Annotated in this window: 14 protein-coding genes; 4 read left to right on the top strand and 10 right to left on the bottom strand. The window is 36.1% G+C overall.

Annotation, left to right across the window (positions count from 1 at the left end):
* The coding region (locus tag AC22ZQ_RS07965; protein ID WP_318958252.1) for a carbonic anhydrase at positions 1 to 204 on the bottom strand (204 nt) is incomplete at its 3' end.
* Positions 205 to 344: 140 nt separating this feature from the next.
* Between AC22ZQ_RS07965 and AC22ZQ_RS07960 the strand changes: the two genes are divergently transcribed.
* Complete coding sequence (locus AC22ZQ_RS07960; RefSeq protein WP_318958251.1) at positions 345 to 1,607, top strand: NAD(P)/FAD-dependent oxidoreductase; 1,263 nt, start codon at positions 345 to 347, stop codon at positions 1,605 to 1,607.
* A gap of 37 nt (positions 1,608 to 1,644) precedes the next feature.
* Here the strand turns inward: AC22ZQ_RS07960 and AC22ZQ_RS07955 are convergent, their stop codons facing one another.
* The 3 genes from AC22ZQ_RS07955 to AC22ZQ_RS07945 all read right to left on the bottom strand — a co-directional run bounded on the left by AC22ZQ_RS07955 (position 1,645) and on the right by AC22ZQ_RS07945 (position 3,740).
* A complete protein-coding gene (locus AC22ZQ_RS07955) occupies positions 1,645 to 2,166 on the bottom strand; it encodes a cold-shock protein (protein WP_318958250.1) in 522 nt (173 codons plus the stop codon).
* A gap of 180 nt (positions 2,167 to 2,346) precedes the next feature.
* Positions 2,347 to 2,907, bottom strand: a complete 561-nt coding sequence (locus AC22ZQ_RS07950) for a uracil-DNA glycosylase family protein (protein WP_318958249.1) — start codon at positions 2,905 to 2,907, stop codon at positions 2,347 to 2,349.
* Between the two features lie 17 nt (positions 2,908 to 2,924).
* Positions 2,925 to 3,740: a hypothetical protein gene (locus tag AC22ZQ_RS07945; protein WP_318958248.1), complete on the bottom strand. Its 816-nt coding sequence runs from the start codon at positions 3,738 to 3,740 to the stop codon at positions 2,925 to 2,927.
* A gap of 254 nt (positions 3,741 to 3,994) precedes the next feature.
* Here AC22ZQ_RS07945 and mnmA point away from each other — a divergent pair, with 254 nt between their 5' ends.
* Positions 3,995 to 5,173, top strand: coding sequence for a tRNA 2-thiouridine(34) synthase MnmA (mnmA, locus tag AC22ZQ_RS07940; RefSeq protein WP_318958247.1), 1,179 nt, complete (start codon positions 3,995 to 3,997; stop codon positions 5,171 to 5,173).
* Here the strand turns inward: mnmA and AC22ZQ_RS07935 are convergent.
* The 3 genes from AC22ZQ_RS07935 to AC22ZQ_RS07925 all read right to left on the bottom strand — a co-directional run bounded on the left by AC22ZQ_RS07935 (position 5,160) and on the right by AC22ZQ_RS07925 (position 6,571).
* Positions 5,160 to 5,567 carry a helix-turn-helix domain-containing protein gene (locus AC22ZQ_RS07935; protein WP_318958246.1) on the bottom strand — a complete coding sequence of 136 codons (408 nt, stop codon included), beginning with the start codon at positions 5,565 to 5,567 and terminating at the stop codon, positions 5,160 to 5,162. The genes mnmA and AC22ZQ_RS07935 overlap by 14 nt on opposite strands.
* Before the next feature lie 263 nt (positions 5,568 to 5,830).
* Positions 5,831 to 6,028, bottom strand: a complete 198-nt coding sequence (locus tag AC22ZQ_RS07930; RefSeq protein ID WP_318958245.1) for a hypothetical protein — start codon at positions 6,026 to 6,028, stop codon at positions 5,831 to 5,833.
* A 138-nt stretch (positions 6,029 to 6,166) separates the two neighbouring features.
* Positions 6,167 to 6,571, bottom strand: coding sequence for a hypothetical protein (locus tag AC22ZQ_RS07925; protein WP_318958244.1), 405 nt, complete (start codon positions 6,569 to 6,571; stop codon positions 6,167 to 6,169).
* Positions 6,572 to 6,764: 193 nt separating this feature from the next.
* On the opposite strand from AC22ZQ_RS07925, the gene AC22ZQ_RS07920 reads away from it, so the two are divergent.
* Positions 6,765 to 7,802 (top strand): hypothetical protein, encoded by a 1,038-nt coding sequence (locus AC22ZQ_RS07920; protein WP_318958243.1) that lies wholly within the window; start codon positions 6,765 to 6,767, stop codon positions 7,800 to 7,802.
* Positions 7,803 to 7,822: 20 nt separating this feature from the next.
* On the opposite strand, the gene AC22ZQ_RS07915 is transcribed toward AC22ZQ_RS07920, so the two are convergent.
* From AC22ZQ_RS07915 to ettA, 3 genes are read right to left on the bottom strand one after another with little or no spacing between them, the layout of a single operon-like run.
* Positions 7,823 to 8,044 carry a DUF3820 family protein gene (locus AC22ZQ_RS07915; protein WP_318958242.1) on the bottom strand — a complete coding sequence of 74 codons (222 nt, stop codon included), beginning with the start codon at positions 8,042 to 8,044 and terminating at the stop codon, positions 7,823 to 7,825.
* Positions 8,044 to 9,489, bottom strand: coding sequence for an aminoacyl-histidine dipeptidase (locus AC22ZQ_RS07910; RefSeq protein WP_318958241.1), 1,446 nt, complete (start codon positions 9,487 to 9,489; stop codon positions 8,044 to 8,046). Before AC22ZQ_RS07910 ends, AC22ZQ_RS07915 begins: the two co-directional genes overlap by 1 nt.
* 31 nt (positions 9,490 to 9,520) lie before the next feature.
* Entirely contained in the window at positions 9,521 to 11,209 is a 1,689-nt protein-coding gene (ettA, locus tag AC22ZQ_RS07905) for an energy-dependent translational throttle protein EttA (protein ID WP_318958240.1), read from the bottom strand.
* 150 nt (positions 11,210 to 11,359) lie between these two features.
* Between ettA and AC22ZQ_RS07900 the strand changes: the two genes are divergently transcribed.
* Positions 11,360 to 11,571: ChaN family lipoprotein (locus AC22ZQ_RS07900; RefSeq protein ID WP_318958239.1), on the top strand; the 212-nt coding region annotated here is incomplete at its 3' end.

Genomic DNA, 11,571 nt, shown 5'->3' with positions numbered 1-11,571 from the left:
CATGTTAGCTATGTTACGGTGTACAAAAACATCTCCGGGCGCAGCACCCATTAATTCTTCTGCAGTAACACGACTATCGGAACAACCGATGTACAACACCTCTGGAGACTGACCTTTAGATAAATTCTCAAAATAATTAGCATCAACATCTAATTTGCTTTGTACCCAATTCTGGTTATTCTCAAAAATCTTCTTTAATTCCATGTATTTCAATTAGATATGCAACCCGTCGTCACTCTTGTTTCAATTGAGGTTTTGAAGATAAGAAATAATCTCCAAAACCTTGTTGAATGATATAAAACTGCTTAATTTTAATTGCTAGTATTAAACACATAGGTAACATTATGTACGCTAGAAAAAGAGTGGTTATTATTGGCGGCGGATTCGGAGGTATCCAACTGGCAAAATCACTAAAAAACACTGAGTTTGATGTATTGCTCATCGACAAAAACAACTTCCACACCTTTCAACCCCTTCTCTATCAAGTCGCCACCAGTGGGTTAGAACCCGGCAGCATCGCCTACCCCATACGACGCGTTTTTAGGAAGATTTCCAATGTTAAGTTTAGGATGGCAGAAGTCAAAAACATCCTTACCAATCAAAGTAAAATTGAGACAAGTGTTGGTTTAATCCATTACGACTACTTAGTAATCGCCACGGGATCATCTACGAATTACTTCAATTTCGACAGTAAAAAGGGTAAATTACTTTCCTTAAAATCAGTAGTTGAAGCCTTGGACATCAGAAGTTTTATCATGGAAAACTTAGAAAAAGCCATGCTAACTCGTTCCATTACTGAACAACAAGAACTGATTAATGTTGCTATCGTTGGTGGTGGACCTGCAGGTATAGAAATGGCAGGAGCCTTGGCTGAAATGAAGAAATGGGTTTTACCCAAGGATTATCCTGACATTGATTTCACGCAGATGCAGATTCACTTGTTTGAAGCTTCAGATCGCTTATTAGGAGCAATGTCACCCCTCGCATCAAAAGCAGCTAAGAAACACCTTGAAAAACTTGATGTGGTCGTAGAATTAAACACTCTTGTTGAAGACTATGACGGTGCACGCCTACAAATTCAGGATAAAGATGACTTTGTAACTGAAACCGTAATTTGGACAGCCGGAGTTAAAGGGAATATTCCCGATGGATTAAGTAAAGACATTGTAGCTCCGGGTAACCGTATTAAAGTAGATGACTACAACAAAGTACAGGGGTATGATAACATTTATGCCATTGGAGATGTTTCTGCAAACATCAACGATGATAGTCCAAGAGGACTCCCCATGCTTGCTCCCGTTTCTATGCAACAAGGTGCTTTATTGGCAAAAAATTTAATCGCCCTACAAAAGGGAAAAGGGTTGAAAAAATTCGAGTATAAAGACAAAGGGTCTATGGCTACCATAGGTAGAAAAAAGGCAGTAGTTGATTTACCCTCCATATCTTTCCAAGGAACATTTGCTTGGTTTGTATGGATGCTCATTCACCTACTCTCTTTGGTTGGCTTTAGAAACAAGATTGTCACCTTAGTAGACTGGATACAGAATTATTTCAATTACGACCGTCCTTTAGGATTAATCATAAGAAGGTACAAGCGAAAAGATTAGGTATAAAAAAAGGGAGTTTAATAACTCCCTTTTACTTTTATTCTTCTTCATCAGACGATGTCTCTTTCGACTTATCCTCTGGTGTTTCTTTTGGCTTCTCTTCTTTCTTCTTCCACTTTTTAACGCGAACTGCATTAAAACCACGTGGTCCTTTCTCGATTTCAAAATTCACTTTATCCAATTCTTGGATATCATCAATAAAGTTATTGATGTGTACAAAGTACTTTTCTTCAGAATTTAAATCTTTGATGAATCCGTATCCTTTATCGTCTTTAAAGTATACTAATTTCCCTTCAAAAATTGGATCGTATTCTTCCTCTTCTCTTTTCGGAACTCCAATTTCAATCGAACTTGCGTCAATTTTCTTTTTCTTAGAAGGGTCAACAGGTGTATCAACTAAGTGTCCATTTTCATCAACATAAGCTAACATGTCTTCAAATGCAACTCCTTTGTTGTTGTCATCTCTTCTTTCCTGCTTCTTAAGTAATTTCTCTTGTCGTTTCTTCTTTTTCTTTTTTTCTCTCTCTTTTTTATTAAAAGTCTCTTGGGATCTGGCCATTTACTATTTTTAAATTAGACAATAATCAAACTGAAATAATGCTGAAAACAAACGAAATGCCTGAGTGAAACATGAGTATTTATCTCGAAGGGCTTACAATAGCTCTGAATAGAACATTATGAAGATTGAGGCACAAAGATAGTGATTTAATCCTCGTTAATCAATTTATTCTAAGTATTTCTATTGCTTTAGTAATAAGTAGACCTTTTCTTTGAGTACAGGTATAGCCTGCTCTAGAAACCATTGATTCTTTTTCAACCAAATATTATTACGAGGTGAAGGATGGGGTAATACGAAATATCTCGGTAAAAACTCTTCAAAATGCAACACCCTCTCACTTAGATTTTTATAGCTATCATTACAATAGTATCTCTGGGCATAAGCACCAATTAACAACACTAACTCCACTTTGGGCATAAGTGACAACAATTTTTCGTGATGGGTCTTTGCACATATACTCGGTGGCGGATTATCTCCACTCTTACCTTTACCAGGATAACACAAAGCCATAGGAAGTATGGCTACCTGTTCACTATAAAAAAGAGTTCTATCTATTCCCATCCATTCCCGCAAACGATCTCCACTTGCATCGTTGAAAGGAAGTTTTGTTTGATGCACCTTTAAACCTGGTGCTTGACCAATAATTAGAACCTTCGCTTTTTCGTTAATTTGAAATATAGGATTGGGCTCTAAACGATCTTTACAAAGTTTACATTTTACAACATCTTCTAAAACTAACATATTACAAAAGTAACACCTTATTCTTTATCCTGATTTTCAACATCTTCACTTCCTTGTGCATCCTTTTCTTGAGACGGGTTAGCTTCACCTTCCTGTTCTTCATCAGTATTAAAGTACTCCGGATGGAAATATCTATAATGCTCGAGCTTATCATTAATAAACACAACTAACTCATAATCTGTAGAGGTCCTCAAGAAATTCTCATCAATGTTTAAGAACTCTACAAAATCAGCGAAATGTTCTTCCTTTAAATTTCCAACATCATTAGATACATACAACCTTAACAATTCCTTAAGTATAGCATTGATATTGTCTTGATGTTCCAGTTCTGCCACTTTTTTCTTGGCTTTACCCGTTTTGGAGAATCGTTCATAAAGCGCAGTGATCGGAGATTGTACAACATTAATACCTGTTACCGTTCGCGTTTCGCGCATACTTAACTCTTGTCTTTCTTTTTTAATTTCCTCCAGTGATTTAAGTGGATAAATACGAACTTCATCAAATTCTTGAACCTTAGGTGATAAGGGTAAATCAATAATAAATTGACAATTACTGTCTGCTACAACTATATAGCTGTGTTTGGAGTATTCTTTCACTGTTAACGCTATGGTATCGCCATTTTTGGTGTACATAGAAAAAGTACCATTAGGCATACCAAATACACCTTTACCTTCAGATTTATTAATGACCATCATATTATAAAACCCTTGAGGTTGTAATGTATCGTAAACCTTTCCCTTAACATAGACCTGCTCACAGGCAACTGTATCTTCTTGTGCAGTTCCGAAGAAGGCAATAGATAAACCAATTAGAATTGATGCGTAGATTTTCATACAACGAAAATACTCAATTGTTTCTACAGCTTTAAGCTACAAATGTTAAATTGTGTTTACACTACAAATGTTACAGAAGTAACACGTCTGTTTAAACCTATCGACATTTGTAATAACATTTAGAGTTACAAATGTGTAACTTCATCCATCTCAATCTAATTACAAAAGTAAACTCTAACACCAAATCACCCCTCCTCTTACCAATTGATATGTTTAGGACAATAACCTTCTGTTAAATTGACTATTTTTGCATCATGAAAAGAGTAGTTGTAGGTTTATCAGGTGGTGTAGACAGTAGTGTTACAGCACATTTACTTCAAGAGCAAGGATATGAAGTAATTGGTATGTTTATGAAAAACTGGCATGACGAAAGTGTTACCTTATCAGATGACTGTCCGTGGATAGACGACAGTAATGACGCTTTATTAATCGCCAACCAATTGGGAATACCTTTCCAGGTTATAGACCTAAGCAAAGACTACAAAGAACGCATCGTGGATTATATGTTTGCGGAATACGAGGCTGGAAGAACTCCCAACCCAGATGTTTTATGCAACCGTGAAATCAAGTTTGATGTGTTTATGAAAGCAGCGATGGAGCTAGGTGCAGATTACGTGGCAACCGGACACTACTGTAGAAAGGTTGAACACGAAGACGGAAGCTTTGGTTTACTATCAGGTTTAGATAACAACAAGGATCAATCGTACTTCTTGTGCCAGTTGAGTCAAGAGCAACTATCTAAAGCACTCTTCCCTATTGGAGAATTACAAAAATCTGAAGTTAGACGCATTGCTACAGAAGCCGGATTGGTTACTGCCAACAAAAAAGATAGTCAGGGATTATGTTTTGTTGGTAAGATTTCACTCCCTACTTTCCTTCAACAAAAGCTTGAAGCTAAAAAAGGTAAGGTACTAGAGGTCAATATCAACCACTTTGATAAACAAACGCAAAATTCAATTGAAGACACTCTTGAAAACGTTGTAGAATTGGCACAGCCATTTGTATTAGACAACGCAGAAACCCTAGAAGTTGCTGAACATCAAGGTGCGCATTTTTACACGATTGGCCAACGTAAAGGATTGAATATCGGAGGAAGACCTCTTCCCTCTTTTGTAATTGGAATAGATACAGAAAACAATATTGTATACTCTGGACAAGGTGAAGATCATCCTTTATTAAACAGAAAAGCTTTGTTTATTAAAGAAGATGAAGTACACTGGGTTAATCCTAATCGTTCTTTGACTCCTGGGGAAACAAGAACGTTAAAAGTGAGAATAAGATATAGACAACCGCTTCAGGACGCTACATTGGTAATGAAAGAAGATGGAATGTACATTTACTTTGAGCAATATCAAAAAGGGATTACGCCGGGTCAGTTTGCTGCGTTCTATGAAAATGATGAATTAATAGGTTCTGGAGTTATTCTTCACTAGAAGAAGTATACTCTTTGAAAGTACCATCCGTATAGAAATAAACGATTTTTTCTACCGTCTTTTGCGAGGCGGTATTTTTTTGGGCTAAACTTTGAGGTGCTTGTGCAGGATTTATTGCACTTACTTGTTCGTTTTTAGGTTCAACCTTTGGACCGCTAGCATTGTTGACCTGAGCAGCCGGCTCTTTACTAGGTTGCTTACCGCTAACTAGCCAATCACCACTCACCCTTGGGAAGGTATTTAAGGTTTTCTGAATAAAATCAAGACTAGGTTTATTTCTACCACTCAGGATATGCGATACACTAGATCGCTGAACACCTACTTTGTCTGCAAAGGAGCTTGCATTCAAATTGTTCATCTTCATAATCATTTTTAAACGGTCTTGTATACTCATGTAACAAATGTAATTAAGAATTACAAATATCACAAACATATAGATTTACAAAAATAACAAAAAGGCAAGCCTTAAATAATTACAATTGTAACACAAGCTAAAATAGCATATGCCACTTTCAATACAGAACGCTAATAAACACCTTCTATACCCTTTAGAATAAAACGTTTAAATAGAATTTTATACACACCTGGAATTAAGACATGTATTTACATCACAGAACGTGATTACATTTGGATCATTATTTTTTAGAAGAGCATTTATTAATTTTTGGAGAACCCAAAGAATATTGAGCGCCTTTCCATTTGCTCTACCGCTTCTTTGTTTGAGATAAGGTCCATTAAATTAGCAACTTCGAAAATGCTTAATTCGCTCTTTACTCCTTTTGCGTAGTGCATTTCCAATTTTTTCTTAGCAACATTCACAGTATTCATTCCTACTTTATTTTCAGTTAATATCATTTTGTCAAATTTTATAACTCAGTGTACGACACGGTGTTAGGAGAAGTTTCAAAAAAAGTTGGAAAATTTACATTTTTAACACAAATTATTCTATGACAACTTTAAAGAAAACAATGTAACATATTGAAAAACAGAAATCTAAACCTTGTAACAGTTTTTTACATTTTTCTCATTTTTTTTCTCAAAAGGAACTGAAATTATGTAAAACACTAGTACTAAAGGGAATAAAAACACTTTCAACACCTTTTTAAAAGTACGCTTAACTCCTCTTTTTATTTTAGCTTTTACACGTGCTCTTTTCTCAGCATCTTCCAATCCAAAGAACTTGTACGCTCTTTCAATTAACACATTTACAAAACCCCATTTCTGAATATTACTCCACCTAAAATCATTCAAACTATCGATGTACTCGAGTACGAAATTCTTCACGCTCATCAATAATAAATAAAGCGTACCTATACACTTTAAGCTTAAGGTTTTTAATTCAACACTTAATAATTTAACTTCATTTCTAACTTCTTGGTCTAAACTAATACTAATCATGGCGATGGAATTTTTAATCTACACCACAAATAAACTAAGGTTTTAGGCTGATTATTTAGAAATTAAGCTAGAATAATCTATCTTTAATAATTATTAAGCTTACTTAATAATATTTGCTAAAAAATTAAGTTTTCTTAATATCTTTGCTTAAGAAATGAGGCTTTCCGCTACATATCACCCTATTTTATTCCTTATGAATAAAGCAAAAGAGATGCTCCCCATGGCAACCTCTATTAAGGGGGTGTATGTAAATGAAAGTAAATCCATGATTATTAGTGACTTTCACAACAATATTGTTTTAGAAGAAAGTGACCGCGTTAAGTTTCAGAATTACCGAAAGTCAAAAAGCAATACCCGATGGCTACCTGTAGGCTTCGAGGAAACACGCTTTAAACCTGAACTTACACAGTTAGATTTATCTTCCGAACGCGAAAACAGAACCCTCTGTTTAGCTTTTAATTCTGCCAACGACAGTTTTAAGGACTTGATCTTTATTGAATTTCCACACAAATTCAACCTCTATAATCATGTGAACGATTTTGAAAGTATTCACGCTTCTGAAAAGGATATCATCTCTACGCTGTTATACCAAGGATTTTTATTCGACTATAACCGTATTGTAGATGAAGCTAAAACCTTGAAACAATTCACACAAGTACAGCATGCGTTAAAAGATCAAAATAAGCGTACGCAATTAGAAGTGGAAGAATTGAAGAGCTTACAGCGCGATTTCATTGCTCAATTGATCAGTAGCATAGTTGCTGAAAAAAGTAAAGCACTACAATTATCTATACATGTAGAAAATGACTTTGTTGAGCAGCTTTCTGAATTAAAATTAAACACAGAAAAACTAAACACTGTTGTTGAAGAAGCGATTGATATTGCTTACAATTTGAATTTCGGAAGCAATTCCTTAATCCTAGAAGCTATCTATCTAACCAATATCAACTTGAATACGGAAGAAGAATTGGTAAAAGATAGAGCGCTTGAAATTTTAGATAGCTACGAAGAAAGTGCTAAGAAGTGTTTAATGGCCGGACTCAAAATTACAGGGAAGAATGTTGCTGCACATTTAGAACCTCCAGTTAGTCCACCAGCAATTACTGACGCCGTTAAGAAAAATGCAAGCAGAATTGCTTACTACCTAGATAAGCACCCCACAAAATGGAAACATATTAAAGCAGGCTTAAAACCCTTGCAAAATATAAACGATCGTAGAAAAGCGAGCTAATAAAAAAAGGAGGTAATCACTTACCTCCTTACTAATGGTCGAATTAAATCTTCCAAACCATTCACTTTAATATCATACATGATCTGCAATTGCTCACCTAATTTCCCCTTGGGAAAACCTTTGTTTCTATACCACACAAGGTAAGGCTCTGGCAAATCAACTAAAAAACGCCCTTGGTATTTACCAAAGGGCATTTTCATATTTGCTAATTTCAATAATTCAGCTCTATTATCAGCTAACATTAGGCTGGAATATTCTTCAAGGTTTCAATTAAGTATCCCCAGAATTTTTGAACAGATGAAATAGATACACGCTCATCTGGTGAGTGAGGTTGTCTAATTGTCGGTCCAAAAGAAATCATATCTGTGTTTGGCAAATGTTTGCCCAAAATACCACATTCCAACCCTGCATGACAAGCTTTCACTTGAGGAGCTTCGTTAAACATATCTTTGTACAACTGCTCCATAGTCTTTAATATCTTAGAGTTTGGATTAGGTTGCCATCCTGGGTAGTCTCCAGACTGAACAACTTCTGCCCCTAATAACTCATACGTAGACTTAATCGTGTTTGCAACTTCCCATTTTGTAGATTCAACTGAGCTACGTTGCAATGACTGCGTGATGAACTTACCACCATTCACAATAACTCTAGCTAAAGAAGAAGAAGTTTCAACCAAACCTTCAATATCCGGACTCATTCTGAAAACTCCATTATGCGTTGCATGTACCGCTTGCAAAATCTTTGTAGTATCAGCACCAGAAACAACTTCTGTTGGTAAATCTGTAGCAGCGATTGAAAACTTCATATCTTTTTCAATACTCGCAAACTCTTCAGCCAATGCTTCCGTTTTCATTTCAAAGTAGCTTTCGAATGCTTCAGCATCCATTTCAGCTATCGTTAAAACCACTGTAGATTCTCTAGGTATAGCATTTCTCAAACTACCACCATCTATGCTTGCAATATTTAATTTCACAGGAGAATCGTACATCAACCTATTCATTAATTTATTTGCATTCGCTCTACCTTGATCGATATCCATACCAGAGTGACCTCCCATCAAACCTCTCAATTCGATTCTGTAAGCTTTAGACCCGGCCGGAGTAGAGATTGATTCGTACACATAAGATGTATTCGTATCAATACCTCCTGCACAACCAATGCTTAATTCATCATCATCTTCAGTATCTAAGTTCAAAAGAATAGTTCCGGTGAAATTAGAAGGATCTAACTCCATAGCTCCAGTCATACCTGTTTCTTCATCTACAGTAAACATTGCTTCAATTGCAGGGTGTGCAATATCTGTAGATTCCAATATCGCCATTATAGAAGCAACACCAATACCGTTATCAGCTCCCAACGTAGTACCTTCTGCTTTTACCCAGTCTCCTTCAATTTTCATTTCAATACCTTGTGTATCAAAATCAAAAACTTTGTCAGAGTTCTTTTGGTGCACCATGTCAACGTGACTCTGCATGATGATGGTTTGTCTATCTTCCATACCTGGAGTTGCAGGCTTTTTTATGATGATATTACCTATTTTATCTGTTTTCGTTTCCAATCCTAATTTCTTACCGAAATCAACCATGAATTGGATAACTTTCTCTTCTTTTTTTGATGGACGCGGAACGGCATTTAAATCTGCAAAATTATTCCACATCGCTTTTGGTTCTAAATCTCTTACGCTCATTTGTTCTGTATTTAAAGAATGAATGTGTGTTCTAGTTTTTTGTCAATTTTCTGTATTTCACACGTTTTGGAGAAGTATCTCCCAAACGCTTTTTCTTGTTCTCTTCGTAGTCAGAGTAAGTACCTTCGAACCAGTAAACTTCAGAATCTCCTTCGAAAGCTAAGATGTGTGTACAAATTCTATCTAAGAACCATCTGTCGTGAGAAATCACAACGGCACATCCCGCAAAATTCATAATCCCTTCCTCTAATGCTCTCAAGGTATTCACATCAATATCATTGGTAGGCTCATCCAGTAACAACACGTTTGCTTCCGTCTTCATGGTCATTGCCAAGTGCAAACGGTTTCTTTCACCACCTGATAACACTCCAACTTTCTTACTCTGATCAGCTCCTGAGAAACCAAACTTAGAAATGTACGCTCTAGCGTTCATCTTTTGAGAACCTATTTCTATGTGTTCTGTACCACCAGAAACTACCTCAAAAATTGATTTTTCTGGATCTAAATCTTTATGCGTCTGGTCTACATATCCTATCTCTACCGTTTCACCTATGTTGAAAGAACCAGCATCTGGTTGCAATTCATCCATGATCATTTTAAAGATGGTAGTTTTACCCGCACCGTTTGGTCCGATAACCCCAACGATACCTGCTGGAGGCAATGAGAAGTTTAAGTTATCGTACAATAATTTGTCTCCAAATGCTTTGGCTACACCTTCTGCATCAATTACATTACTACCCAAACGTGGTCCATTAGGAATAGGAAGTTCTAAAGTCAACTCCTTCTCCTTAATGTCTTGACTCATCATCTTATCGTAGTTCGATAAACGCGCTTTATTCTTAGCATGACGTCCTTTCGGGTTCATTTTTACCCATTCTAACTCACGCGCTAAAATCTTCTGACGTTTAGACTCTTGTTTCTCTTCTTCTTTTAAACGCTTACCTTTTTGCTCTAACCAAGAAGAGTAGTTTCCTTTCCAAGGAATACCTTCACCTCTATCCAATTCTAGAATCCATCCAGCAACGTTATCTAAGAAATATCTATCGTGGGTTACGGCGATTACCGTTCCTTTATACTGTTGTAAGTGTTGCTCTAACCAGTCAATAGACTCAGCATCCAAGTGGTTAGTAGGCTCATCCAGCAATAATACATCAGGCTGCTTCAACAACAAACGCGTTAAGGCAACACGACGTCTTTCCCCTCCTGAAAGGTTTTCAATTTTCTGATCATCTGGAGGACAACGTAAAGCATCCATCGCTAAATCTAATTGTGCATCTAAATCCCATGCGTTAACAGCATCAATTCTATCTTGCACTTCACCTTGTCGCGCAATGAGTTTATCCATTTTGTCTGGATCATTCAACACTGCTTCATCCATGAAAGAATTATTGATTTCTTCGTATTCTTTTAAAAGATCTACCGTTTCTTGTACACCTTCCATTACGATTTCTTTCACGGTCTTGTTTGGATCCAATTCTGGTTCCTGTGGCAAGTAACCAACAGAGTAACCATCACTCCAAACTACATCACCTGTATAGGCCTTGTCTAAACCTGCAATAATCTTCATTACAGTAGATTTACCCGCACCGTTTAAACCTATGATTCCAATCTTTGCCCCATAATAAAAGGACAAATAAATATTTTTAAGAATTTGTTTTCCAGCTGGTGTCTGCTTATTGACCCCAACCATTGAAAAAATGATCTTTTTATCGTCTGACATACTTTGTTTTTTAGCGCATCAAAAATACTCAATATATGCGAGACGACTAAGAAAACAGGGCGAATCTTTAGTTCCTATCTCGAAATTATATCACAATAAATAGGTATTAGCGAATTCGTATAGCTCTCTTATATTTGTAATAAAAAAAACATGAAAGCGATACTTACACTACTAACACTTTTCACACTGGCTTTAAACAGTTTGGCGCAGCTAGAAAATTATAAGATATACAACGGTAAAGGGAAGGAAATAAGTTACCAAAAGATGCTTAAATCATTACAAAAACAAGAAGTTGTATTGTTTGGAGAGTTGCACAACAATGTAATTTCCCATTGGCTAGAATTAGAATTGTTAAAATCTCT

It is taken from the genome of Lishizhenia sp., from assembly GCF_057456495.1.
The sequence above is the reverse complement of the archived record's forward strand: the minus strand, read 5'-3'. Positions and strand labels throughout refer to the sequence as shown.

Coding starts and splice junctions, on each gene's coding strand:
- AC22ZQ_RS07935 (WP_318958246.1), bottom strand. CDS start 5,567: ATGAGTATACAAGACCGTTTAAAAATGATTATGAAGATGAACAATTTG.
- AC22ZQ_RS07945 (WP_318958248.1), bottom strand. CDS start 3,740: ATGAAAATCTACGCATCAATTCTAATTGGTTTATCTATTGCCTTCTTC.
- AC22ZQ_RS07920 (WP_318958243.1), top strand. CDS start 6,765: ATGAATAAAGCAAAAGAGATGCTCCCCATGGCAACCTCTATTAAGGGG.
- AC22ZQ_RS07960 (WP_318958251.1), top strand. CDS start 345: ATGTACGCTAGAAAAAGAGTGGTTATTATTGGCGGCGGATTCGGAGGT.
- AC22ZQ_RS07930 (WP_318958245.1), bottom strand. CDS start 6,028: ATGATATTAACTGAAAATAAAGTAGGAATGAATACTGTGAATGTTGCT.
- AC22ZQ_RS07915 (WP_318958242.1), bottom strand. CDS start 8,044: ATGTTAGCTGATAATAGAGCTGAATTATTGAAATTAGCAAATATGAAA.
- AC22ZQ_RS07950 (WP_318958249.1), bottom strand. CDS start 2,907: ATGTTAGTTTTAGAAGATGTTGTAAAATGTAAACTTTGTAAAGATCGT.
- AC22ZQ_RS07925 (WP_318958244.1), bottom strand. CDS start 6,571: ATGATTAGTATTAGTTTAGACCAAGAAGTTAGAAATGAAGTTAAATTA.
- ettA (WP_318958240.1), bottom strand. CDS start 11,209: ATGTCAGACGATAAAAAGATCATTTTTTCAATGGTTGGGGTCAATAAG.
- mnmA (WP_318958247.1), top strand. CDS start 3,995: ATGAAAAGAGTAGTTGTAGGTTTATCAGGTGGTGTAGACAGTAGTGTT.
- AC22ZQ_RS07955 (WP_318958250.1), bottom strand. CDS start 2,166: ATGGCCAGATCCCAAGAGACTTTTAATAAAAAAGAGAGAGAAAAAAAG.
- AC22ZQ_RS07910 (WP_318958241.1), bottom strand. CDS start 9,489: ATGAGCGTAAGAGATTTAGAACCAAAAGCGATGTGGAATAATTTTGCA.